This window comes from Neptuniibacter sp. QD72_48 (assembly GCF_047778065.1).
Lineage (GTDB): Bacteria > Pseudomonadota > Gammaproteobacteria > Pseudomonadales > Balneatricaceae > Neptuniibacter.
On sequence record NZ_CP180547.1, the window covers coordinates 2822930 to 2848259 of the forward strand.

Sequence of the window (25330 nt, forward strand, 5' to 3'; positions counted from 1 at the left end):
ATGTCACAACCTGATTTTCTCAGTTCAGCAAGACGAACCATTCAACTTGAAGCTGAAGCCGTTTCAGATTTAGTTAGCCATCTGGATGAGAATTTTATTCGTGCCTGCGAACTGATGTTTCAATGCACCGGTAGAATCATTGTTACAGGCATGGGAAAATCAGGTCATATCGGTAAAAAAATTGCTGCAACTCTAGCGAGTACAGGCTCACCATCTTTTTTTGTTCATCCTGGTGAAGCTAGCCATGGGGATCTAGGGATGATCACTTCAAACGATGTAGTTATCGCCCTTTCTAATTCAGGTGAAACAGCCGAAGTCGTTACCATCATCCCTCTTTTAAAAAGGATGAAAGCTCCGCTTATTAGTATTACAGCTAATGCTGATTCAACCTTATCCACAGCTTCTGATGCAAACCTACACATCGGCGTTGAAAAAGAAGCCTGTCCTCTTGGCCTAGCTCCAACCTCAAGCACTACGACTCAATTAGTGCTAGGGGATGCATTAGCTATAGCCTTATTAGAAGCACGCGGGTTTAGCGCGGAAGATTTTGCTTTCTCCCACCCAGGTGGCAGTTTGGGTCGTAAATTACTCCTAAAAGTAAGCGATATAATGCACGCTGACCAAGATGTTCCAGAGGTTGAGTCAGGAACCCTTTTACAAGAAGCACTTATAGAAGTGACTCGCAAACGCCTAGGCATGACTACAATCGTAGATAAAGATGGCAAATTACTCGGCATATTCACCGATGGTGACTTGCGTCGAGCACTAGATCAGAATGTAGATTTAAAAACTACAGTTATCGATCACGTTATGACTCACCAAGGTACGACGGTTAATAGCGAGACATTAGCAGCCGAATGCTTACAAATCATGGAAGCGAAAAAGATTAACGCCCTTATCGTCACAGATGAACTAAATAAGCCAATTGGCGCTTTAAATATGCACGATCTTCTCAAAGCAGGTGTGATTTAATGACCAATCCAACTTCTTTAAAGAACATTACACTTGCTGTTTTTGATGTAGATGGGATTTTAACTAGCGGACAGCTTCTATTTCTCCCCAACGGTCAAGAGGTTAAACAGTTCAACACACTAGATGGCCTCGGTTTAAAGCTTCTTATGGAAGCAGGAATAGAGACCGCAATTATTACTGGACGAAGCTCTCCACAGGTAGAACTTCGCAGCAAATCACTGGACATCAATTATCTATATCAAGGCCGCGAAGATAAGCTAATTGCCTTAGAAGAACTGTGGTCAAGCACATCACATAATGCATTAACAACTGCGTATATTGGTGACGACTTACCTGATCTATCTGCTATCCGTCATTGTGCATTTGGTGCCAGCGTTCCAAATGGACATGAATTCGTCAAACAACATGCTGATTGGTGTAGCACACGCAGAGGCGGCGAAGGAGCAGCTCGAGAATTTTGCGAGCATATACTCGAAGCTCAAGGTAAACTTAAGCAATTACATGCAAAATACCTATAACAAAGTCACCGCAAATGCCTGATCTAAGTAGTAAATTACGCATTATCATCGCTGCTGCCATTTTAATCCCAATACTACTGTATTGGGGTTTTTCAGGCTCACCTCAAGAGCACAGCACATCCAAAGCCCCGCTATCTGAAAAGATGGATTATTTTATCGACCAAGCAGCTGCAAAAGAATGGGACATAGACGGTAAACTCAGGCAAGAACTTACAACTCCTCGGTTAGAACATAATCCAAAAGAAAAACAAAATTTTTTGATCAAACCCAAAAGCAATCATTACCGCTTGGATCACTCGGCTATCAACATCTCATCAGACACTGGAACCGTACTAGATGATAACAGCCGAATAGATCTTGCAGGTAATGTCAGAGTTATTGATAATTCAGATGCGCGGTCGAGCAAAAAACTAACCACCGAAGCTCTGACGATTTATCCAAAGAAAGACATTGCAGAAACAAACTTACCAGTGAACTTAGAGACAGAACACAGTCGAATGAAAGGCACTGGAATGGATATTAATTTCAACACCCGCGTTTTAAATTTACATTCAAGGGTAGAAGGAACACATCAAAATGTTGATTAGGCTATTACAAACGCTTGTAGCACTTGGTGTGCTTGCGTCGAATATTGTTTTCGCCCTGCCAGATGATCAGGACAAGCCAATCTACATAACAGCTGATTCTGCCAGCATTAATGACACCACAGGTATTACCACCTACAAAGGTAATGTCATCATTAAACAAGGCTCACTACTAATCGAAGCAGCCCATGTAGATATGCATAGAGCCAACGGAGATGTAGATAAACTCGTAGCCAAAGGCTCACCAGCCCATTTCCGCCAACAACAAGAAGTTAATGGTAATTTCACTGACGCCTGGGGCAGACATATGGTCTACATGGTAAACAAAAAAGAATTAACCATTACCCAAAACGCCAAAGTAATCCAAGCCAAGGATACCTTTACTGGAACCAAAATCGTTTACGATTTGAATAAATCAATCGTGAATGCTTTTGGTTCAACATCTGCGAATAGCAAAGACAAAGGCCGTGTAAACATGGTCATTCAGCCCTCTAAAAAGAAATAAGGCCTGCGTTAATGAGTTTATTGGAAGCGCGAAATTTAGCTAAGCGCTACAAAGGACGCGAAGTTGTTAAAGACGTCTCTCTTAAAATTAACAGCGGTGAGATCGTTGGGCTTTTAGGGCCAAATGGAGCCGGTAAAACCACCTGCTTCTATATGATTGTTGGCCTAGTGCAGGCAGACCGTGGTCAAGTCAAAATAAAAGATAAAGATATTACAGCCCTTCCTATGCATGGGCGTGCTCGAGAAGGTATAGGCTATCTACCTCAAGAAGCCTCTATCTTTCGTAAATTATCTGTACAAGACAATTTACTGGCGATTCTTGAAACAAGAAAAGACTTAGATAAACAAGCAATCAAGACTAAAATGAATGAGTTGCTTGAAGAGTTCCACATCACTCATATCCGCGATAGTCTTGGCATGAGTCTCTCTGGTGGTGAACGTCGTAGAGTTGAAATTGCTAGAGCATTGGCAACTGAGCCTGAGTTTGTACTGCTAGATGAACCTTTTGCCGGCGTAGACCCTATTTCGGTCAATGATATTAAACAAACAATTCGCCATCTACAGTCCAAAGGTATCGGCATTTTGATTACCGATCACAATGTTCGAGAAACATTAGATATCTGCGAAAGCGCCTATATTGTTAGTGAAGGCACTATACTTGCTAATGGCAAGCCTGATGACATTATGAATAATGAAGCAGTACGCAATGCGTATCTGGGTGATCAGTTCACCCTATAAATCAAGGAATAGCGATTAAATGATTGTAGCCTCCGGAGTTAGTGCCACCGTATTATGAAACAAGCGCTTCATTTAAAAATTGGGCAACAGCTCACAATGACACCACAATTGCAGCAAGCGATTCGCTTACTGCAATTATCAACACTGGATCTCCAACAGGAAATCCAAGAAGCACTTGAAAGCAACCCGATGTTAGATGTATCTGAGGATGAAAACACACCAGATGCACCATCAAACGATCAAGACAACAATCTAGACACTCATCAAAGTGCTGGTGCAGATGAACTAGAGGGCAATACCTCAGCGGAACAAGATTACGACGACCCCCCTGATGTAGAAGATAATTGGAATGAAAGCATTCCTGAAGAATTGTCGACTGATAGTAACTGGGAAGACACATATCAATCTTCCACACCTACTTTAAGCAAAGAAGATCTCGATTCTTTTGAATCGAATGATACCGCAGAAGAGACATTGCAAGATCATCTTCACTGGCAGCTAAATCTAACACCGATGAGTGATTTAGATAGGTTAATTGCCACCAATATTATTGATGGCATTAACCCTGATGGATACTTAACGGTTCCCCTTGAAGAGATTCATGAGCACTTTTTAGAGCAAAATTCTGAAGGAAGCGAAGAAGTTGAACTTGATGAAATAGAAGCCGTACTTCATCGCATTCAACAATTCGATCCGTCCGGCATTGCTTGTCGTGATCTCAGCGAGTGCTTGGCCATACAACTTAGCCAACTTCCCTCTGATACACCCTGGCGCACTGAAGCCATTAAAGTGGTCAATCAATATATTAAGCTTCTAGGCACACATGACTATCGCCAATTAATGCGCAAAACACGCCTGAAAGAGCCTCAGCTGCAGCAAGTTATTCAGCTCATTCAGAGCCTTAACCCTAAGCCTGGCGCTAGTATCAGCCAAACTGCGGCAGAATATGTCATCCCTGATGTAATCGTAACTAAGCAACGCGGCGTTTGGACAGTTAACCTAAATCCAGAAGTTTCGCCTAAACTTAGAATAAACTCTGGTTATGCAGGCTTAGTAAAACGTGCAGATAACAGTTCAGATAACACCTACCTGAAAAATCATCTTCAAGAAGCACGTTGGTTTATTAAAAGTCTACAAAGCCGAAATGAAACACTTTTAAAAGTGTCGAATGAGATCGTCAAACGACAGTCTGGGTTTCTAGATCATGGCGAAGAAGGCATGAAACCAATGGTATTACACGATATAGCAGAAGCCGTTGAAATGCATGAATCAACCATCTCTCGTGTAACAACGCAAAAGTTTATGCACACACCTCGTGGAATTTTTGAACTTAAATACTTTTTCTCCAGCCATGTCAGTACAGCGACTGGTGGTGCTGCTTCTTCAACAGCGATCCGAGCTCTGATCAAAAAGATGGTTGCAGCCGAAAATACAGCAAAACCTTTGAGCGATAATAAAATCGCACAGTTCCTAGATGAACAAGGATTCAAAGTAGCTAGACGTACCATTGCAAAATATCGTGAAGCAATGGGCATTCCTCCTTCTAATGAAAGAAAGCGTCTGGTTTAATAAAGAGATAATAAATAAGGACGGCGGCAAAACGCCTCCACTAATGTAGGAGAGACCTATGCAGATTAATATTACTGGACATCATGTTGAACTGACTGATTCAATGCAAAACTACGTCCTAGAAAAAATGCAGAAAATTGAGCGTCACTTCGATAACATCACCAATGTTCAAGTAACACTAAGCATCGAGAAACAACGTCAGAAAGCAGATGCCGAGATGCATGTCTCAGGCGCACAGCTTTTCGCGACGCACGAGCACGATGATATGTATGCTGCAATTGACGGCCTAACAGACAAATTAGACCGTCAAGTTATCAAACATAAAGAAAAACTTAAAAATCACAAATAGGCCTCACGCTACAACGTATTATGTTGGTCCATGAACTATTAACCCCCTCAAGCACCCTTTGCGGTCTTGAGGGGAGCAGTAAAAAACGAATTCTGGAAAAAGCATCTGAAATTATTTCAGAGCAAAACCCTGACCTAGAAGCATCTTGCATCTTCAACGGCTTACACGGTCGCGAGAAATTAGGCAGTACAGGCATAGGCGATGGCATAGCTATACCCCATTGCCGACTTGCTAACTGCAACGATGCCAAAGGCTACTTAATCAAATTGGCTCAACCCATTGATTTTGATGCCATAGATAGCAAACCGGTAGATCTTTTGTTTGTCCTTTTGGTACCAGAAGATGCTACGTCTGAACACTTACAAACTCTTGCCGCGATTGCTGAGCTATTTAGCCAGGAGAGTGTACGAGAACAGTTGAGAAGTGTTGAAGATAACGAAGTACTCTATCAGGCAATTTGCCAACTTAGTTCATAGGATGTGAAATGAAGCTTGTAGTGATAAGCGGTCGATCCGGTTCCGGCAAAAGTACGGCTCTACAAGCTCTAGAAGATATAGGCTTCTATTGCATAGACAACCTTCCAGCATTATTGCTACCTGATTTAGTCCAGCAGATGAGTAGTGAACCCAGCCATCCTGATCGCATAGCGGTCAGCATTGATGCGCGCAATCTACTCAGTAACCTATCCAAATTCCCTCAAATTTTGCTTAACCTTCGCCAAGAACGCTGGGCAGAATATGAAGTGATTTTTCTCGATTCATCCGAAGCTACGCTATTAAAAAGATACAGCTCAACCCGAAGAAAACACCCGCTTTCTGATGAACATAAGAATCTACAACAGTCTATCCAATCAGAATCTGAATTACTGGAACCTATTGCTAGCCTTGCTGATATTCGAATAGATACAACGCGCCTATCCCTTTATGACTTGAGGGATACGGTCAAACTCCGTGTTGCTAAGCGAAAAGAGCAAACTCTTTCAGTTCAATTTGAATCCTTTGGCTTTAAACATGGGGTTCCTCTAGATGTCGATTTTGTATACGACGTCCGTGCGCTACCTAACCCCCATTGGATCCCAGAGCTGAGAAAATTCACAGGGCAGGAACAGCCGGTTCAAGACTTTCTAAACAATTCAGCAGAAGTAAACGAGATGATCAGTGATATCACTGATTTTCTATCTCGCTGGTTACCCCGCTTTGCCGAAAATAATCGCAGCTATATAACAATCGGCATCGGCTGTACTGGAGGTCAACATCGTTCGGTTTATATAAGCGAACGTCTGGCTTCCCATTTCTCACAACACATGGATAATGTTCATGTCCGCCACAGAGAATTGAGTTAACACAGATGCAAGAAAAAGAACTAGAAATCATCAATAAACTAGGCCTCCATGCTCGCGCTGCGGCCAAATTAATTGGTGTAACTTCACGCTTTTCTGCTGATATCACTCTAGTAAAAGATGGCAGAGAAGTGGATGGCAAAAGTATTATGTCCGTTATGATGCTAGCTGCAAGCCAAGGCACCACTCTCTCTGTTAAAACTCAGGGAAGTGATGAAGAAGGCGCCCTCATCGCCATCGAAGAGCTCATTAATAATCGCTTCGACGAAGACGAGTAATAATTTTATACATATCATTGGGTTATCCCTGCCTTTACAATCCGCTATAATCAACGCGTTAGTAGATTTCCTAGTTTTCACAGCATCGTGACGAATCATTAGCGACGGCATCCTATGGCGCAGACAGAAACCAAGTCTAATCTGGACAAGCTCAATGAAGCACTCGATTGCGGTGAATTTCGCCAGATTCGATTTACGCTAAACCGCGCTCTTCGCCCGACCGAAGTAGCCCGCCTAATTGAAAAATCCCCACCAAAAGAGCGTCAAATTCTATGGAACTTGATCTCTGAGGATCTTGAAGCAGAAGTTTTACAGCACCTTGGGGATGAAATTCAGGCTGATATCCTAAGCCGTATGAATTCGGAAGAGGTTTTAGCGCTTACAGAATCACTAGATTCGGACGATATGGTTGACGTGCTTCAGCAGCTTCCAAATCGAGTGATGAAAGAAACCCTGCGGATTATGGATAAGCAAAACCGCCGCAGAGTTGAGCAGCTACTATCCTATCCAGAGGACACAGCTGGCGGTCTGATGAACACGGATACAACCACTATCCGTCCTGATATCAGCGTAGAAACTACTTTACGTTATATCCGCCGTCACGATGAAATCCCTGAAATGACGGATAGCTTGATCGTTGTAAGTCGAAAAGATTCCTACATTGGGCTACTACCGTTAACCAAACTGCTCGTGTCAGATCCGTCTATCACGATCCGTGAGATCATGAATACGGATATAGAACCAATCAATGCAGATATGCCTGATGATCAAGTTGCTTCACTCTTTGAAGAGCATGATTTGGTTTCAGCACCTGTCGTTGACGATGATGGTAAACTTCTTGGTCGTATCACAATCGATGACGTTGTCGATGTCATCCGTGAAGATGCTGACCATTCTCTAATGAGCATGGCTGGCCTGGATGAAGATGAAGATACCTTTGCGCCAGTACTGAAAACGACTCGACGCAGAGCCGTTTGGTTAGGCATCAATCTACTTACCGCTTTTATAGCTTCTGCGGTAATCGGTATTTTTGAAGATACGATTGAAAAAGTTGTAGCTTTAGCGGTCTTGATGCCGATTGTAGCCTCAATGGGTGGTATAGCCGGCTCACAGACCCTAACACTTGTGATACGTGGACAAGCATTAGGTCATGTAGAGCGATCAAACGCAGGCTGGCTATTAAACAGAGAGATTATCGTAGGTGCCCTCAATGGTATTTTATGGGCTCTGGTTATTGCAGTAGTCGCCACGCTCTGGTTCCAAGATATAAATATAGGCATAGTTATCGCCTTGGCCATAGTGATTAACCTCATAGCCGGCGCTATAGCAGGCACCCTACTGCCTATATGTCTAAAATCATTGGGTATAGATCCTGCGCTAGCAGGCAGTGTACTCTTAACAACTATTACTGATGTGGTTGGATTCTTTGCCTTTTTAGGTCTAGCCACAGTTTTCTACGCCTGAGAAATCACATGAGCGAAAACGACAATTTTGATCACCTACAGCCAGAATCTGAAGAGGAATGGCTGAGTAAAACTGATGTTAAAAAGCAGATGCATGCGCTGCAGGATTTGGGTGCAAAGCTAACGAAGCTCAATAAAGAGCAACTCGATAAGCTTTCATTAGATGACCGCTTACGTAGTGCAATCGATGAGTTTCACCGCATTAAATCTAATGGCGCTCAAAAAAGGCATCTGCAGTTTATCGGCAAACTGCTACGCACTGAAGATAGCGAAGAGATTGAACAAGCTATCGGACTATTCGAAGCAGGTCATCAGGCACATACCCAAGCGTTCCATAAATTAGAACGTTGGCGAGACCGACTGATAGGTGAAGGCAACAGTGCACTTCAAGCCTATGTTGCCGAACATGAAAATGCCGATATCCAGCATTTGCGTCAATTAATTCGTAATGCTCAAAAAGAACAGAAACTGGAAAAGCCACCGGCAGCAGCCAGAAAACTGTTTAAGTATTTACGTGAGGTAGATGGTGTTTAAAAGCCCGCTTTAGCTCTATGCTGCATGACAGGCATGGCACCTCGCCTGTCTTGCACGTCTTTTAAATCAATATCGGCAAACACTAAGCCCTTACCTGCAGATTCTCTAACCGTAAGCACCTCCCCCCAAGGACCCACAATCATCGAATGCCCCCAACTTTTGCGGCTAGGACTATGTTCGCCCCCTTGGTTAGCTGCTAGAACATAGCATTGATTCTCTATTGCCCGTGCGCGCAACAAGACCTCCCAATGCGCCTTTCCTGTCACGTAGGTAAAAGCCGAAGGAACTGTAATTATATCCGCGCCCATTTGACGTAATCTTTGAAACTGCTCCGGAAACCTTAGATCGTAACAAATGGCTAGCCCAATACAGCCAAACGGAGTATCAACAGTAACGAGATCACTTCCCGCTTGAATAAAATCTGATTCCCTATAAGCCGCATGCGCATCAGCTACATCAACGTCAAACAGGTGAATCTTATTATAAGAGGCTTTCTGCTCCCCCTGACTATCAAAGACCAAGCAGCTAGCCCAAACTTTATCCTTTGCTTCATCAGCTCCCTGGGTCAATACAGGCACACTTCCAGCCACAATCCAAAGGTTATATTTCTTTGCTAGCAAAGATAATAGATTGTGTATTCTTCGAGTTTTGACTTCACCCCTAGCCAAATCAATCAGAGCACGAGAATCTAGCAACGCAAAATTCTCAGGCAGGAGTAATAATTGCGCTCCTGAATTAGCAGCCTCTTCAGCCAGCAACTCAACAGTTTCTAAATTTGTATCAACACACTCCCCTGAAACCATCTGCGCAACTGCTAATTTAGCCATCATGAAGCTCCTGATCCACTTCCGGTTGCTCTTTTTTCTGATTTAGATCCACATCGATTTCCGGATTACCCCAATCTCCACTCATACGGTACTTAACCGTAGTGAACTTAGCTAAAGGATCACCAATCAATTTATCAAAAAGGAAAACCGCACCCGCTACTTGCGGGGCGCCGAGCAATACACTTACTAGAGGAATGTTATCCGTAACAGGTAAAGCGACTTCAATCTCCTTATCAACCGTTTCGTTGATTAGATTCAAGCTACCACTCATAGCCATATTGGCGGATGGTCCCGTCATAATAAAAGGCTCGGATGTATGCGCTATACCCTTTTTAATAGAGTAATCTGCTTTCATCTCATCAAAAGCAACACCAGTCTTGACCAGATCGGTAAAATCCAACCTAAGCCTTCGTCCTAATGATTGCAGATTTAAAATACCGAAGATGCGGAGAATATTACCTGAGTTACCAACATCGAGTAGACGTCCATTCTTCGCCGTGAACTGCATTTCACCATTCGACTGACCTACTTCAAACTTCCAAGGAGCTCCACTCCATGAAAGCTGTAAGTAGGCATTTAGGCTTTTGGTTTCTAAGGTATCTGAGATACCCCATGCATCGAGAACTTTGCCAAAGTCCTGACTATCTAGTTTTACTGTAAGGTCGGAGAGTTCTTTGCCATTTTTATCCCAACGCAATTCACCCCGAACCAAAGAACCATGCATATTGCCTGAAATATCTTTCACTACAGCCCCTGAAGGGGTTGGCCTTAATATAAATCGCCAACTTCCCAAAGGAAGCTTATTGAGTTCGAAGTTGTCGACGCTAAAATCGAGCTTAGGTAAAACTGTTGGATCTACAGGCGGCGTGATCGCAGTACCACTCTGCTCACTATCACTATCACTTTCATCTTTCTCAATACGGAGATGGCCTAGTTTTACCTTATAAGGCTTGTCAGAATCCTCTGGCATCCAGAGTTTACCACCTACTTGAGGACTATTAGCTGTTAGCATCCAACCACCAACATCAGGTGTAAGAATTACTTTAAGCTTATCCAGTACAATATCTTCAAAACTAAACTGTTCAATCTGCAGATCGACTTCTTTTAATAAATTATCCGTTTGAGTAGACCCAGATTTAGCAGTAGTACTTTCAGTAAAACCGGCAGTTTGGAAAAACTGCTCTAATTGGTCATAATCGAGCATAGCAACTCGACCGTTGACCCAAATTCCCTGCGCCGTTGGCAAAGCTGGTCTCTCCCCACCCAAAGTGAAGCGTCCTCTTGAGACCTTATTATTGCTATTTAGCATCACGCCACGTAGCTGATTACCTAAGTTAAAACGTACAACACTTCGATCATCTTTAAACTGGCGACCTAAATCACTGATGATGGTTAACTGACTCGATTGAGCAGCCGTTTTTGCAAGTGGTGACGGTGCTGATAAGGCGATACCTTTTAAATCACTTTTGATAACCAACTGATTACAGCTTTTACCCGGACACATATCCAATCGTGCACTATAAAAAAGCTTCCCTTGAGCGACTCTTAAAAGATCTAAGCCTAACCATTCCCTTAAATAGTCCGCTTTCACCGCACCACGAATATCAATGGCAGTTTTACGTTTCTGGGTACTAATAGCTGCAGTGATAGGTTGTTCAAACAATCTCGCATCAAGCTTCTTAGAGGAAAGGCCATTGGAGGAACTGTATCTCACAGATCCAGTGATATTAGAAAAATCAATGCCCTCTTGTTTGGAATGGAAACGCCCCTTTGCAATTGAGGAATTCACATCAACTTTTGGCGCTTTATTGCCCTTGAGAGGTAAATCAATCTCAATACGGGTCGCTGTATCCCCTGCCATTTCCCAAGCCGCTAACTCATCACCGACCTCTTTTCGCAGCGGACTTTGAGTTAATAAGCGTTCTATATCTTTTGTTGAGCCATTAACACTACCCGTTATAAGTAACTTATCAGTAGAGACTGGAAGATGAACCCAAGCAAAATCAATATCAGAATTGTAGATTTTCCCGCCTTTGGCCTCAGCAGTTAATTCTCCATTACGAAAGAAAACAAAGCTATCCGCTTTGTTAATTTCAGGCCAACCCGGCTGATATTCAAAAGACGCATCACTCAGATCAAAGAACATCTGCACACTAGGCAATTGGTAATCATCTAATCGTGAGCGAGTAACACCATTTAGTACAAAACCCGCCTGATTGATATGCCCTTGCTTAATAGCTGCTACTAGCCAATCGTAAGTCTTTATACCCACTTCCTTTGGAGGAATGTAATATTTAGCATGCAAACCATCGCTGCTCTGCATACCAATTTGCAGATTCAGAAGAGGCTGTTCATCACGTGAAAAAGGAAGGTAAATACTGAAACGTCCCGATGCAGATACACCTTCGTTTTTCACACGAAGTAATTGGGAAGCAACCACCACTCCTTTGTCTTCAAAACGCCAACCTATTACACCTTCAGCATGTTGATACTGCCAGCGATAATCAAACAACGTAGGGTATTGCATGATGAAATCATCGCTTTGGAGATGAATCTCTCCTCCAGCAATATCGGCCTTTAATAATCCATTAATTCCTTTTAACTCAGGCACATCATCCCAAGCATCAATACCTACCTTGTTAAGGTCCGCAAGTAACTTAAATTCTGATAACTCAGCATCTTTGCCCCAAGACACCATTAAGTTTTCCACAACACCTTTCGTCGATAGCGTATCTACTACCTGAATAGCAGATTTCGGTAAGAAAGGTTGTTTGATGATCAGATCCGATAAGCGCTGCAGATCAATACGGTCGATCATCAACTTTTGTGGTTTGATCGCAATCCCATTTCGAACAAGATCCAAACTCATTCGGGGCAAGGTAAATTGTTCTTCAGCAGCGCCTATTATCAGATCGGTAATCTGCAACTGAAAGCTATGATCCCTTCGCACCAGCGCACTTTGAACGGCAAATTGCTCAAATACGTAGTCCTGATAAGCAAAGTTCTCTATGGAAGTTTTACCCGTTAGGTAAGCTAATTTTCCTTTATAGCTTTGTCCCCAAAATTCCTGCTCAGCTTGCAAACCATCTAATTGAACATCCATTAGTTTTAACCAAGGATTGAGCAACTGCTGATCAAGCCCAGATAGCTTTAGATAAAAATTCGCTGCCTTTTCTGTAGGATCACCTTCAACCTCAGCTACGAACTTCAGATCTGCTTTGCCCGACGCAGTCACTAGATCCGCGTCAACTTTAAGCTGATGCAATACACCATCATGTTGGAGATGTAATTGTATCGGCTCGATGATTATTTCATCGCCGCTTTTAGGAATAACAACAATACGCGTATCTTCAATATTGATCGCGCGCTGCATTAATAGAAAAGATAAAAGGTCGGAGCTTTTATGGGGTTTAGCGCCCCGCTCCGTTTTTGTTTGCGACGCAGGAATTTCTTGAGTTGATGTTGAATTATTTTTAGAAGCAACTGTGTGATCGTACTTAAGCGTCAGGCCTTGCAAGTCAAACTGGGAAAAGACAGGTGTAAGTGCCTTTAACGAAGCCCCTGTATCTAAAGCAACAACCCCCTCTAGCATACCAAAGGAAGCACCTGCTTCTGCTTCTATTTGATCTACCGATAGACCACGAACAGAAATGACTGGCTGCCAGCCTCGCCACTCACCTGCGATGCTTGAAATATGAACTTGCGCAGAAAGTTGTTCAGATAAACTTTGCTGGATATCTAGTCGATACTGATCAACATCTTCTACCAAGATTTTGATGCAGAACAGCAAGAGCGCCACAATTGCTGCAAGTGCAGCAAGTCCCCAATATAGGAACCAAAAGACAGAATGAGCGTGGCGTTTCACTAGCAATCCTTTTTAGCTTTAGCGCAAAACAACATCAAAGTTTTCAGCGTTATACATAGGCTCCACCTGGAAACGAATCGTCTTGCCAATAAAGGCCTCTAATTCCGCAACATGATTAGAAGCATCATCTAGTAGATAATCAACTACAGGTTGAGCAGCCAAGACGAGGTAGCTATCTGTATCATAGGCCCTATGCTGGCGAAGAATTTCACGGAAAATCTCATAACAAACCGTTTCAGGCGTTTTAATTGACCCCCGGCCCTGACATTCACTACAAACATCGCAGAGGACCTGTTCCAAGCTTTCACGGGTACGCTTACGGGTCATCTCAACTAAACCAAGATCTGATACACCTGTAACTTTACACTTCGCGTGATCGCGCTCTAACACCCGTTCCAGAGTTCTAAGCACTTGGCGCTGGTGATCTGCATCTTCCATATCGATAAAGTCGATAATGATAATACCGCCAAGATTACGTAAGCGAAGTTGACGACCAATCGCCGTTGCAGCCTCAAGGTTCGTTTTAAAGATCGTCTCTTCGAGGTTGCGATGACCCACAAACGCGCCAGTATTAACATCAACCGTCGTCATCGCTTCTGTTTGGTCAAAAATCAGGTAGCCACCTGACTTTAGCTCCACCTTACGGCCTAAGGCTCTTTGTATCTCCTCTTCAACATTAAAGAGGTCAAAAATAGGCCGCTCACCTGGATAATACTCAAGCGTATCAGCAACTTCAGGCACCAGTGTTTTTACAAAGTCTTCCGCTTTTTGGAACGTTTCTTTGGAATCAATTCTGATCTTCTCTAGACCTGAATGCGCCATATCTCGCAGTGCTCGCATATTTAACGGCAGGTCTTCATAGATGACACTTGGCGCTTTAGCGGTTGATATTTTCTCTTTAATCGAAGCCCATAAACGTCTCAAGAACTGAGTATCTGCTTCCAACTCCGCTTCTGCAGCGCCCTCTGCCACCGTACGCAAGATAAACCCAGCAGGCTCGCCATCGTCGGTGGATACAAGTTTTTTCATGATCCCACGTAATCGATCACGCTCTTCCATATCTTCTATTCGTTGGGAAACACCAACATGGCTGTTACCGGGCATACACACCAGATAACGAGAAGGAAGAGAAAGGTGAGTAGTAAGGCGAGCACCTTTAGTACCAATAGGATCTTTAGTCACTTGAACAAGCAAAGATTGCCCTTGGCGAAGCACTTGAGCAATAGAGGTATTAGCCTTTTCCTCATGCGTGGCACTTTGAGAAAGCACCTCTTCAACGTGGATAAATGCTGCGCGCTCTAGACCTATATCAACGAACGCAGCCTGCATCCCAGGCAAAACTCGTACAACTTTACCTTGGTAAATATTACCGACAATACCTCTACGATGTACGCGTTCTACATATACTTCTTGCGGCATCCCATTTTCGATAACCGCTACCCGAGTTTCCATCGGGGTAAAGTTGATCAGTATCTCTTCGCCCATGACCTATCCTTAATACTATTTCGAATGCCAGATGCGAATACCTGCCTGCACCAACATTTCAGCCGTTTCTGTCAGAGGTAAACCCACTACTGCAGAATAGCTGCCCTTAATCTCTTCAACAAATACAGCGCCAAATCCTTGGATACCATAAGATCCAGCTTTATCTTGCGGCTCACCTGATCGCCAATACGCTTTACACTCAGCCAACGAAATTGGCCGAAAACGGACGTTAGTTGAGACTACAACAGATCGCGTTTGTTCCGCGGTCACTAATGCAACTGCCGTAAGTACTTGGTGAGTATTGCCCGAAAGCCTCTGAAGCGTCTCAATTGCTTCATTTTGATCCGCAGGCTTTCCCATAATTCTTCCGTCAAGCACAACCGTAGTATCAGAACCTAACACTGCTTTAGATCCATCAGTGCAAGCAAAGCAAGCTTGCGCTTTTTCAATCGCTAATCGCTCAACGTAATCCATTGCTAGCTCAGCATCTCTAACATCTTCACAGATATCAACGGGCTTTACAGAACATTGCACTCCAATCTGATCGAGTAATGCCTTTCGTCTTGGGGAAGCTGAGGCAAGAATCAATTCCATTTAACGGCCTTCCTTTAGCGTATTCGGAATAAGCGGCGAATACCGCGTAAGAAAACAAATAACCACGGCCATAGTAACCCACTAATAAGGCAAGGCAGGAGGAATATCAGGCTCTCACCCGTATAACCGGTGAATGCCTGCATCCAGTGAAACAGTAACTGATTGATTCCCACCAGCACCATCACCATCATGGCCTGCTGTACCACAGGGAACATTCTAAGTCTTTGATGTAAAAGTAATGTTAAAAAGGCAATTATCGTCAGTGATAGTGCATTTAGACCTAAGACACTCCCCTTAATAACATCTAGAAACAAACCCAAGAAAAAAGCCATACCCATGCCAACACGATGGGGTAGCGCCATGACCCAATAGATAAGGATCATCGCTATCCACTCAGGGCGCGCCCATTCTAGGTAGTAAGGCAGAGGCATCTGACTAAGCATTAAACCGATCAGAAAAGTGGCAAGGATGATTAATCCACCACCCGAAGCAGCAGGCGACCCAGGCGTCACTCACTCACCTCTTGTGATTGCGATAGAGGCTGAGCTTCAATGTCAGGTTCAACTTTAAGTTCTGGCATTTTCACTAACAACAGATGACGGGATTTATCCAATAACGCCGTCGGTTTAATGGTCACTTTGGTAAACTGTTGACCAGGATCTCGGATCACTTCAGATACAATTGCAACAGGGTAGCCACGCGGGAATCGCTGTGCCAAACCTGAAGTAATAACCAAGTCCCCTTTTTCAATATCTGCAGTATCAGGAACATGATTGAGCTCTAACTCATCCAACTGCCCCTTACCAAGCGCTATAGAACGAAAACCATTGCGATTAATTTCTACAGGTAAGGCGTGTCGAGCATCAGTAATCAGCATAACGCGGCTCGTGTAATGAGAGATCTCGGTTACTTGCCCCATCACACCACCAGCATCCAAGATAGGCTGACCAACCGTCACCGCATTTTCACTGCCTTGGTTAATAATCACCTGATGCTGGAAAGGATCGGGGTTCACACCGATCAGCTCAACCAATTCAACTTCTTCATCAACACGCTTACTACCACGAAGTAGTGCTCGCAAGCGGTTATTTTCTTGACGAAGTGCGGCATTTTGCTGAACTTTACGCTCCAACTGTAACGCTTCGGATTTAAGCTTTGCGTTTTCTTTCACTAGAAGGCTACGGTCAACCACAACATCAGAAACTTCACCCGCAACACGGCTTGGAATATCAACAATCCACTGCAAAGGCGTTAGAAGTAGGGATAGATAGGCGCGACCTTCTCTGACTTTAGCTGAATAGAGGTCAGCAGCCATCAGCGCAAAGGCAAAAATAACCAGAAAAAAGAAAAAACGGCCTGAAGATCGGCCGAGGAATATAGTCTTAATAACTCACCCCCTGACATATATAGATATGTCGGAGGCAAGTATCAAAGATTAGGCTGGAATCAATATCACGCATGGGTTAATCATGGCTAACTAGCTCGAAGCCATGCTTATCCAATAGCTCCAGAGCACGACCACCACCACGCGCTACGCATGTAAGTGGGTCTTCAGCAACGATTACAGGCAGACCTGTTTCTTCGCTAATCAAACGATCGATATTACGCAATAGTGCGCCACCACCGGTCAATACAATACCACGCTCAGCGATATCTGAAGCCAATTCTGGTGGGCATTGCTCCAACGCACTCTTAACAGCTTGGACGATCGCAGATAGTGGCTCTTGAAGCGCTTCTAGGATCTCGTTGCTGTTAAGCGTAAAGCTACGCGGAATACCTTCAGCCAGGTTACGACCACGCACATCAATTTCGTGCATTTCGGAAGATGGGTAAGCCGTGCCGATCTCTTGCTTGATACGCTCAGCAGTCGAATCACCAATCAAGCTACCGTAGTTACGACGAACGTAAGTCACGATGTACTCATCAAAACGGTCACCACCGAGGCGAACTGAATCCGCGTAAACGATACCATTCAAAGAGATAACAGCGATTTCGGTCGTACCACCACCGATATCAACCACCATGGAACCGCTTGCTTCATCAACAGGCAAGCCTGCACCGATTGCAGCAGCCATTGGCTCATCGATTAGATAAACTTCACGCGCTCCCGCACCCATCGCAGATTCTTTGATCGCACGACGTTCTACTTGGGTAGATTTGCAAGGCACACACACCAATACACGAGGGCTTGGTGTTAGGAAATTAGTGTCATGAACTTTACTGATAAAGTACTGCAGCATTTTTTCTGTCACGTGGAAGTCGGCAATAACGCCGTCTTTCATTGGACGAATAGCTGTGATGGAACCGGGTGTACGACCCAGCATACGTTTTGCGTCAGCACCTACTGCAGCGACAGATTTTTGATTACCAGTCTGGCGAATCGCGACAACAGACGGTTCATCAAGAACAATATCCTTATCGCGGACATAAATCAGTGTATTTGCAGTGCCCAGGTCAATGGACAGATCGCTGGAAAAAAGACCACGAATTTTCTTGAGCATGTACAGGGAGTCCTAAGAAATTCTGCAGGTATAGCCGCTATATCCTGAAAACACGTAACTCTAACAACGGTAGGCGCTTTGAGCAAGGCGAAAATCAGTAAAACTACTTAAAAACACTGGCTAAATTATCTTCATGAAGCTTTGACGATATGGTAACGTACATCTTTAAGTTTTTTCCCTTTATGCATTCTCATAAAGCCACCCCTACAAGCGAGAGTAAATTATGTCTCTGGATCGCTCTGATGTGGACAAAATCGCCCATCTGGCGCGCCTTCAAATTGAAGAACAGGACACTCCTGAATACGCGCAAAATCTGACAAATATTCTGGATCTGGTTGATCAGATGCAGGCCGTTGATACCACTGATGTATCACCAATGGCACACCCTCTGGATGCTGTACAACGCTTACGCAGCGATGACGTTACTGAAGAAAACAACCGAGAGCAGCTACAGTCTGTAGCACCTGCTGTAGAGAACGGTTTGTTCTTAGTACCTAAAGTTATTGAGTGATACCCATTCAGCCAGAATATTGATTAAGGATAAGTATTCCATGTTTGAAAAAACACTTGCCGAATTAGCTCAAGGGCTGAAGACGGGTGATTTTAGTAGTGTTGAATTAACCCAAGCCTACCTAGAACGCATCAAGGCTGAGGATGGTAAATACAACAGCTACATTACAGTGACTGAAGAGCAAGCTTTAGCTCAGGCAAAAGCAGCAGATGAAGCTATTGCCGCCGGTACTGCAGGTGCATTTACCGGCCTACCGATTGCGCACAAAGATATCTTCTGTACACAAGGCGTTCGCACGAGCTGTGCATCAAAGATGCTTGATAACTTTGTTGCACCTTACAACGCGACTGTTATTAACAAATTCAATCAGGCTGGTGCAGTAATGTTGGGTAAAACCAACATGGACGAATTTGCCATGGGCTCTTCCAACGAGAGCAGCTTCTACGGTGCAGCTAAAAACCCTTGGAACACAGATTGTGTCCCAGGCGGCTCATCTGGCGGTTCTGCAGCAGCTGTAGCGGCACAACTAGCACCTGCTGCGACAGGCACAGATACAGGTGGCTCTATCCGTCAGCCTGCTGCGCTTTGCGGTATTACTGGCCTAAAACCAACTTATGGCCGTGTTTCTCGTTTCGGCATGATCGCATTTGCGTCCTCCCTAGATCAGGGTGGCCCAATGACTAAAACCGCTGAAGATGCAGCGATGATGCTAAACGTAATGGCTGGTTTCGATAAGCACGATTCCACTTCTGTAGATCGCGAAGTACCAGATTACACAGCTGACCTTGAAAAACCTCTAAATGGCCTACGCATCGGCCTACCAAAAGAGTTTTTCATGGATGATATGGATTCCGATATTGCTGCACATACGCAAGCAGCGATTAAAGAGTTTGAAAAGCTTGGCGCAACAGTGAAAGAGGTCAGCCTGCCAAATACAGCGCTCTCGATCCCTGCTTATTACATTATCGCGCCCGCTGAAGCTTCTTCTAACCTATCTCGTTTCGATGGTGTACGTTACGGCTATCGCTGTGAAGACCCAGTTGATCTCGAAGATCTATACAAACGCAGCCGCGGCGAAGGTTTCGGACCTGAAGTTAAACGCCGCATTATGGTTGGCGCTTATGCTCTATCTGAGGGTTTCTACGATGCCTACTACAACAAAGCTCAGCAAATCCGCCGTTTGATCCGTGACGACTTCGCTAAGGTGCTTACCGAAGTTGATGTCATCATGGGCCCAACAACACCTCACCCTGCTTTTAAACTGGGTGAAAAAACATCTGATCCAGTAGCGATGTACATGGAAGATATCTTCACTATCTCCCTAAACCTTGCTGGCCTTCCTGGCATGTCTGTTCCTTGCGGCAGTGTTAATGGTCTACCAACTGGTCTTCAGATCATTGGCGACTATTTTGCTGAACAGAAACTGCTAAATGTTGCGCATCAGTTCCAGTTGGCGACTGATTGGCATAAACAGACACCACAAGGCATCTAAGAGGTTTATTCACTATGGAATGGGAAGCGGTAATCGGGCTTGAAATCCACGCCCAACTAGCGACAAACTCCAAAATCTTTTCCGGTGCCAGCACAGCGTTTGGTGCCGAACCTAATACACAAGCGTGTGCGGTAGACCTAGCACTACCAGGCACACTGCCAGTATTCAACGAAGAAGCACTGCGCATGGCCGTAAAGTTCGGTCTAGCAGTAGATGCCGAGATCGGCCGTAGATCGGTTTTTGACCGTAAAAACTACTTCTATCCTGATCTACCAAAAGGTTATCAAACTAGTCAATTATTCCACCCTATCGTAGGCGTGGGCCACATTGATATCACTCTAGAAGACGGTACCGAAAAACGTATTGGCGTAACACGTGCCCACCTAGAAGAAGATGCGGGCAAGTCGATTCACGATGAATTCCCGGGGATGACAGCCATCGATCTTAACCGTGCCGGCACCCCGCTACTTGAGATCGTATCTGAACCAGATATGCGCAGCGCAGAAGAAGCCGTTGCCTATGTACGCAAGATTCACTCGATTGTAACCAGTCTAGGTATCTGTGACGGTAACATGGCGGAAGGCTCTTTCCGTTGTGACTGTAACGTATCGGTTCGCATCAAAGGTGAAGAAGAGTTTGGTACGCGTACCGAGACTAAAAACATCAACTCTTTCCGCTTTATCGAAAAAGCAATCACCGGTGAAATCGAACGCCAGATTGACCTGATTGAAGATGGCGGCCGAGTAGTTCAGGCAACGCGCCTGTATGATGCAGAGAAAAACGAGACCCGCGAAATGCGCTCGAAAGAGGAAGCCAACGACTACCGTTACTTCCCTTGCCCTGATCTGCTGCCAATCGAGATTGATGAAAGCTACATCGAAGCGGTACGTGATTCCCTACCTGAATTACCGGACGCACGTAAAGCTCGCTTTATCGAAGAGTATAAACTGAGTGATTACGATGCGATGGTACTTTCTGGCGATCGCACTATGGCTGAGTACTTTGAAACTGTAGCCAAAGCATCTAAGGACGCAAAACTAGCAGCAAACTGGGTCATGGGTGAGCTATCTAAAATGCTTAACCAAAATGATACGGTTATCGCTGACAGCCCTGTATCTGCAGAGCAACTCGGCGGCCTACTTGCACGCATTAAAGACAACACGATCTCTGGCAAAATCGCCAAGCAAGTGTTCGAAGTAATGTGGAATGAAGGCGGCAGTGCTGATGAAGTCATCGAAGCGAAAGGCCTTAAGCAAGTAACAGACAGCGGTGCTATCGAGAAGATAGTTGATGATGTGATTGCTAACAGCGCACCTCAAGTAGAACAGTATGTAAGTGCTGAGCCTGAGAAACGCGGCAAGATGATTGGCTTCTTTATGGGTCAGGTTATGAAAGCCTCTCAAGGTAAAGCCAACCCAGGCCAAGTTCAAGGCGTACTAAAGCAAAAACTAGATGCACTTTGCTCTTAAGCAAACAATCTAGCAAAACTAAAAATGCCGTGCTTAGCACGGCATTTTTATTTGCACCTCAGCCCCAAAAAAAAGCCCATCCGAAGATGGGCAAAAATCCCTAGCATGTGTACATCAATCAAAGGCGATGCTAATTTATAGATCGAATGATTTACCAATAGTGAAATACATACCATCTGAATCGATATCACTATCAGTGCTCACATAAGCAACACCGAAATCTAGACCTTGGAAAGAAGTGCCGTAACCAAGTTCCGCATAATCACCATCGTAATCTTTACCGTAAGTACCTAGAGTCAGATATGCACCCTCATACTCACCAGTTAGAGCGATGAATGTGTAATCATCATCTGTAGCATCAGCGGAAGTATCATCGTCTTCTGTACCGAAGGTAGCTTCTAGGCTCAAGAACTCATAACCGAAGTTAAAGTTGATCTCGTGGAATGAAATATCAGCTTCTTTATAAAAATAACCGGTATAACCTACGCTATAAGAAATATCGCCGAATTCACCTGCATAGCCACCGTAAATGTCATACTCAAGCTCATTATCATCACTAGTTGCTGGATCTGAAGCATCTGTAGGGTTTTCAAAGCCTGCAACCCAAACACCTGCGTAAAGACCATTATCAGCTTCATAATCCAAACCACCACTCATCATCGGTCCCTCAGACAGATCGTAGCCACGGAAGTAGTATTCACTGGAAGCACCAATATTTGCAGATAAGCCAGCCTGCGCCATAGCTGAAGCAGATAGTAGACCCACAGCGATCAAAGATTTAGTAGTAGATTTAACCATGATATTGTCCCCTCAAAATAATATTTCATAATTACCACTCATAAAGCACGCCACGTGCCAACTAAAATATTATCTTTAAAAACAGTAAGTTAAGTAAAAGCCATATATTTTACCTCTACCGCCCACCAATCCATGCACCAAAGTTGATCCTGGTTTTGTGCACCTGCACCAAACACAAGCACAAGCACAATCCAGATGTGGCGACTTTAGATATAATCAAAACATGACTAAAGAAGATCATTTAATTTAAACGCAATACCTTTTGTAGGCTGCATTTCAGAAATTGAAAACTAAGGCCTAAAAGGCATTTATGAGTGAGGGTTAGGTAACCGTGGCTACTAATATAAATATACATTCTGCTATAGGCGTAGACCTTCAATCACCAGACCTAGGGCGTTTTTATAAACGGAATGGTCATAAGGGGCGCATTCAACCGGATGATCGCTGTATCTGGCTAACAAGAGATAAGGAAATAATCGCTGCGGCAAGGCTCTCAACTATCCCAGAGCATCATTTCTCAGCGCAACGCAAGACAGTCCTCCTGAGAGGATTGTGGGTAGATAAGCAACAAAGGAGCCTAGGACTAGGCAGCTATTTGTTGAAAGAGATTTGTACAAAACAGATAAACCTAGATGTTTATCTTTTTTGCTTTGCCTATGAGGAAATAGCACCCTTCTACCAAAAACACGGTTTTAAAGCTGCGGCTGATTCAGCACCTACCTATCTACGACAAAAACAAAAAGACTATTCCAGCAGAGGTAATGCAACTCAGCTTATGTTTTACAGTAAATAAGGAACATCTGTGAGTTCACACTCAATAAACACACTTTGTTCTAACCAATCAGCCACAGAACCCTCAGATTCAGAAAGAAAATCCCTTATATCACCAGAGACCCCGGCTGGTAAAATCATGGGGAAAGGCAATATTTCACCCTGGTGGGTAGATATAACCGTCATATGAGGCAACCTTGCAGAGTGATCCAAAAGTTGCGAGTAATGCTCGTTAGTAAACCGATCATCTGCCCCAGATAACACTAAAAAATGGCTATCCGACTGCCCCGATAGAACCTTATGAAGGTCTGATAAAAAACCTTTAGGAGAAGCGTCTACATAAATAATCGGCAAGGACAAATCTTCGATTTGAGGCTGATTGCTATCCGCCAACAATATAACCGAGGTGATTTCTTGAGGCAGCTGTTCTAAAACATACTCAATACAGCGCAAGCCAATATCATAGCGTGTCGCTGCAGAGCATCCTTCACTATCCAAGTCTCCACCGATATAAACAATCGCGTTAACATCCATCTGTTTAAAGAACCTCATGGTTAGGTTAAAGCCGTTATAAGTATAACCAGTGACAATAATTTCGCTTATTTTCTACATGCAGAAGCTAACGCCACAGTGTTATTGCCCTAAAATCACTGGTAATATTTCGCTCTATTACCGCCTCAAAAGGGCCGGTACTTTTCACATTCTGTGTACTTAATCATCTGGTTGTGATCCAACCAAGAGGTAAAATCATATGACTGCTTTCTCTCACTCATCTTCACTCCCTTTTCTTCGAGTCAGCCAAGACAAAACCTTTGATAGTTGGATTGCTAAATCCTAAAGCCATAGCAGATTATCAATGGCTTCATAATGGAAGCTTTGATCTCTAAGCAAAAGGCTTTAATTCTTATTCTTTCAGTATTACCCAATGCTCTGTCGCTGGCTCCCTATGTCGATAGAGATGTTTCAGGAATTGTAATGACTATTTTTAACCACTCGGAATTCGATCAACATCAACAGATCGTCTTTTGTAATGACCCAGAAACAGGCCTAAAAGCAATAATCGCTATTCATAACACCCAACGCGGCCCAGCTTTAGGCGGGTGCCGAATGTGGAATTACGCTAACGACGAAGAAGCACTAACCGATGTACTGCGTTTATCCAAAGGGATGACTTACAAATCAGCTTTGGCCAACCTAGCTTTAGGTGGCGGTAAGTCAGTTATTATTGGCGATCCTCGCAAGCACAAAACCAAAGAGCTCCTAGCAGCAATGGGACGTTTTTTAGAACGAACGGGGAACCAATATATTGCTGCTGAAGATTCGGGGACATCCGTACCTGATCTAAGAATCATCGGACAAAATACGGATAATGTTGCAGGGGTGACAGAACATCTAGGTATCGATGGCCAACCCTCTAACGGCGATCCATCACCGGCAACGGCATACGGAACATTTATAGGTTTAAAAGCAGCCGTAAAGCATCGACTAAACATCACTGATCTCAAAGGACTTAAAGTCGCGATACAAGGTGTTGGGAACGTGGGGTACCGCCTAGCTGAATACCTCCATAAAGAAGGCGCCAAGCTATTTGTCAGTGATATCAATCCAGAGCAAGTAGAAAAGGCAGTGAACGAGCTGGGAGCTAAGGCAGTCCCACTAGACCAAATTCTGCTGCAGGAGGTTGATGTAGTCGCTCCTTGCGCATTAGGTGCTAGCTTGAATGATGAAACCATCCCACTTATCAAAGCAAAAGTCATTGCTGGTGCAGCTAATAACCAGTTAGCACGCCCTCAACACGATCATGACTTACATGATCGTGGCATTCTCTATGCACCAGATTACGCCATCAATGCAGGCGGGATCATTGATATATCCTATGAGCGCAGCGGATATGACGTAGAAAAAGCCAAGGCACATATTGAAAGTATCGGAGATACACTCAACGAAATCTTTAATCGTTCGACAAAGGAAAATCGCCCTACGGGTGAAATTGCAGATGAACTTGCAGTGGAACGTTTGAGCTAACTCTAACCATCAAGCTACACCCAGAAGCTGGCATTAAATGATGTCAGCTTTCTTTCACATCCCCCTTTTTTGTTTCACACTCCCTTATAAGAATCAGGATCAGCCCCCACCTCCTCCTCATAAAACGCTACAATTTTATTGATC

General features: G+C 44.0%; 26 protein-coding genes. 17 read left to right on the forward strand and 9 right to left on the reverse strand.

The features are described 5' to 3' along the window. The 12 genes from ACMXYX_RS12765 (at position 1) to yjgA (ending at position 8848) form a co-directional block, all read left to right on the forward strand. On the forward strand, positions 1 to 972 hold the full coding sequence (locus ACMXYX_RS12765; RefSeq protein WP_415896731.1) for a KpsF/GutQ family sugar-phosphate isomerase: 972 nt from the start codon (positions 1 to 3) through the stop codon (positions 970 to 972). Continuing rightward, positions 972 to 1490 carry a KdsC family phosphatase gene (locus tag ACMXYX_RS12770; RefSeq protein ID WP_415906069.1) on the forward strand — a complete coding sequence of 173 codons (519 nt, stop codon included), beginning with the start codon at positions 972 to 974 and terminating at the stop codon, positions 1488 to 1490. Before ACMXYX_RS12765 ends, ACMXYX_RS12770 begins: the two co-directional genes overlap by 1 nt. A 14-nt stretch (positions 1491 to 1504) precedes the next feature. Beyond that, a complete protein-coding gene (gene lptC / locus ACMXYX_RS12775) occupies positions 1505 to 2077 on the forward strand; it encodes an LPS export ABC transporter periplasmic protein LptC (RefSeq protein ID WP_415906070.1) in 573 nt (190 codons plus the stop codon). After that, positions 2067 to 2579 carry a lipopolysaccharide transport periplasmic protein LptA gene (gene lptA, locus ACMXYX_RS12780; protein ID WP_415906071.1) on the forward strand — a complete coding sequence of 171 codons (513 nt, stop codon included), beginning with the start codon at positions 2067 to 2069 and terminating at the stop codon, positions 2577 to 2579. The genes lptC and lptA overlap by 11 nt, the downstream gene beginning before the upstream one ends. 11 nt (positions 2580 to 2590) lie before the next feature. Then, on the forward strand, positions 2591 to 3316 hold the full coding sequence (lptB, locus tag ACMXYX_RS12785; RefSeq protein ID WP_415896735.1) for an LPS export ABC transporter ATP-binding protein: 726 nt from the start codon (positions 2591 to 2593) through the stop codon (positions 3314 to 3316). Between the two features lie 54 nt (positions 3317 to 3370). Next, complete coding sequence (locus ACMXYX_RS12790) at positions 3371 to 4885, forward strand: RNA polymerase factor sigma-54 (RefSeq protein WP_415906072.1); 1515 nt, start codon at positions 3371 to 3373, stop codon at positions 4883 to 4885. 58 nt (positions 4886 to 4943) lie between these two features. Beyond that, complete coding sequence (gene hpf / locus ACMXYX_RS12795; RefSeq protein ID WP_415882015.1) at positions 4944 to 5234, forward strand: ribosome hibernation-promoting factor, HPF/YfiA family; 291 nt, start codon at positions 4944 to 4946, stop codon at positions 5232 to 5234. A 17-nt stretch (positions 5235 to 5251) separates the two neighbouring features. Beyond that, a complete protein-coding gene (gene ptsN, locus ACMXYX_RS12800) occupies positions 5252 to 5710 on the forward strand; it encodes a PTS IIA-like nitrogen regulatory protein PtsN (RefSeq protein ID WP_415898249.1) in 459 nt (152 codons plus the stop codon). An 8-nt stretch (positions 5711 to 5718) separates the two neighbouring features. Next, on the forward strand, positions 5719 to 6576 hold the full coding sequence (rapZ, locus tag ACMXYX_RS12805; protein WP_415896737.1) for an RNase adapter RapZ: 858 nt from the start codon (positions 5719 to 5721) through the stop codon (positions 6574 to 6576). A gap of 5 nt (positions 6577 to 6581) precedes the next feature. After that, the gene (locus ACMXYX_RS12810; RefSeq protein WP_415896738.1) at positions 6582 to 6851 is read left to right on the forward strand and encodes an HPr family phosphocarrier protein; all 270 of its coding nucleotides are present in this window, start codon (positions 6582 to 6584) and stop codon (positions 6849 to 6851) included. A 114-nt stretch (positions 6852 to 6965) separates the two neighbouring features. Continuing rightward, on the forward strand, positions 6966 to 8315 hold the full coding sequence (gene mgtE, locus ACMXYX_RS12815) for a magnesium transporter (RefSeq protein WP_415896739.1): 1350 nt from the start codon (positions 6966 to 6968) through the stop codon (positions 8313 to 8315). Positions 8316 to 8323: 8 nt separating this feature from the next. Further along, positions 8324 to 8848 carry a ribosome biogenesis factor YjgA gene (yjgA, locus tag ACMXYX_RS12820; RefSeq protein WP_415896740.1) on the forward strand — a complete coding sequence of 175 codons (525 nt, stop codon included), beginning with the start codon at positions 8324 to 8326 and terminating at the stop codon, positions 8846 to 8848. Here the strand turns inward: yjgA and ACMXYX_RS12825 are convergent. The 7 genes from ACMXYX_RS12825 to ACMXYX_RS12855 all read right to left on the reverse strand — a co-directional run bounded on the left by ACMXYX_RS12825 (position 8845) and on the right by ACMXYX_RS12855 (position 18120). Continuing rightward, entirely contained in the window at positions 8845 to 9678 is an 834-nt protein-coding gene (locus ACMXYX_RS12825; RefSeq protein WP_415906073.1) for a carbon-nitrogen hydrolase family protein, read from the reverse strand. The two genes, yjgA and ACMXYX_RS12825, sit on opposite strands and share 4 nt — an antisense overlap. After that, complete coding sequence (locus ACMXYX_RS12830; RefSeq protein ID WP_415906074.1) at positions 9668 to 13540, reverse strand: YhdP family protein; 3873 nt, start codon at positions 13538 to 13540, stop codon at positions 9668 to 9670. The genes ACMXYX_RS12825 and ACMXYX_RS12830 overlap by 11 nt, the downstream gene beginning before the upstream one ends. Before the next feature lie 18 nt (positions 13541 to 13558). After that, positions 13559 to 15025: a ribonuclease G gene (gene rng / locus ACMXYX_RS12835; RefSeq protein ID WP_415896743.1), complete on the reverse strand. Its 1467-nt coding sequence runs from the start codon at positions 15023 to 15025 to the stop codon at positions 13559 to 13561. Between the two features lie 15 nt (positions 15026 to 15040). Beyond that, the gene (locus tag ACMXYX_RS12840; protein ID WP_415896744.1) at positions 15041 to 15619 is read right to left on the reverse strand and encodes a Maf family protein; all 579 of its coding nucleotides are present in this window, start codon (positions 15617 to 15619) and stop codon (positions 15041 to 15043) included. Between the two features lie 14 nt (positions 15620 to 15633). After that, positions 15634 to 16131, reverse strand: coding sequence for a rod shape-determining protein MreD (mreD, locus tag ACMXYX_RS12845; RefSeq protein ID WP_415896745.1), 498 nt, complete (start codon positions 16129 to 16131; stop codon positions 15634 to 15636). Continuing rightward, on the reverse strand, positions 16128 to 16934 hold the full coding sequence (gene mreC, locus ACMXYX_RS12850) for a rod shape-determining protein MreC (protein ID WP_415896746.1): 807 nt from the start codon (positions 16932 to 16934) through the stop codon (positions 16128 to 16130). Before mreC ends, mreD begins: the two co-directional genes overlap by 4 nt. Before the next feature lie 148 nt (positions 16935 to 17082). Then, entirely contained in the window at positions 17083 to 18120 is a 1038-nt protein-coding gene (locus tag ACMXYX_RS12855) for a rod shape-determining protein (RefSeq protein WP_007022323.1), read from the reverse strand. Between the two features lie 223 nt (positions 18121 to 18343). On the opposite strand from ACMXYX_RS12855, the gene gatC reads away from it, so the two are divergent. From gatC to gatB, 3 genes are read left to right on the forward strand one after another with little or no spacing between them, the layout of a single operon-like run. Next, a complete protein-coding gene (gene gatC / locus ACMXYX_RS12860; protein WP_415882026.1) occupies positions 18344 to 18631 on the forward strand; it encodes an Asp-tRNA(Asn)/Glu-tRNA(Gln) amidotransferase subunit GatC in 288 nt (95 codons plus the stop codon). Positions 18632 to 18671: 40 nt separating this feature from the next. Continuing rightward, positions 18672 to 20123 (forward strand): Asp-tRNA(Asn)/Glu-tRNA(Gln) amidotransferase subunit GatA, encoded by a 1452-nt coding sequence (gene gatA, locus ACMXYX_RS12865; RefSeq protein ID WP_415906075.1) that lies wholly within the window; start codon positions 18672 to 18674, stop codon positions 20121 to 20123. A gap of 14 nt (positions 20124 to 20137) precedes the next feature. Further along, positions 20138 to 21592, forward strand: coding sequence for an Asp-tRNA(Asn)/Glu-tRNA(Gln) amidotransferase subunit GatB (gene gatB / locus ACMXYX_RS12870; RefSeq protein WP_415906076.1), 1455 nt, complete (start codon positions 20138 to 20140; stop codon positions 21590 to 21592). Between the two features lie 135 nt (positions 21593 to 21727). On the opposite strand, the gene ACMXYX_RS12875 is transcribed toward gatB, so the two are convergent. After that, entirely contained in the window at positions 21728 to 22390 is a 663-nt protein-coding gene (locus ACMXYX_RS12875) for a TorF family putative porin (protein ID WP_415906077.1), read from the reverse strand. 331 nt (positions 22391 to 22721) lie between these two features. Here ACMXYX_RS12875 and ACMXYX_RS12880 point away from each other — a divergent pair, with 331 nt between their 5' ends. Then, entirely contained in the window at positions 22722 to 23183 is a 462-nt protein-coding gene (locus ACMXYX_RS12880; protein ID WP_415882030.1) for a GNAT family N-acetyltransferase, read from the forward strand. Here ACMXYX_RS12880 and ACMXYX_RS12885 read toward each other — a convergent pair. Continuing rightward, positions 23171 to 23695, reverse strand: a complete 525-nt coding sequence (locus ACMXYX_RS12885) for a hypothetical protein (RefSeq protein ID WP_415906078.1) — start codon at positions 23693 to 23695, stop codon at positions 23171 to 23173. The two genes, ACMXYX_RS12880 and ACMXYX_RS12885, sit on opposite strands and share 13 nt — an antisense overlap. A gap of 441 nt (positions 23696 to 24136) precedes the next feature. Here ACMXYX_RS12885 and ACMXYX_RS12890 point away from each other — a divergent pair, with 441 nt between their 5' ends. Beyond that, the gene (locus ACMXYX_RS12890) at positions 24137 to 25186 is read left to right on the forward strand and encodes a Leu/Phe/Val dehydrogenase (protein ID WP_415906828.1); all 1050 of its coding nucleotides are present in this window, start codon (positions 24137 to 24139) and stop codon (positions 25184 to 25186) included. Positions 25187 to 25330: the final 144 nt, after the last annotated feature.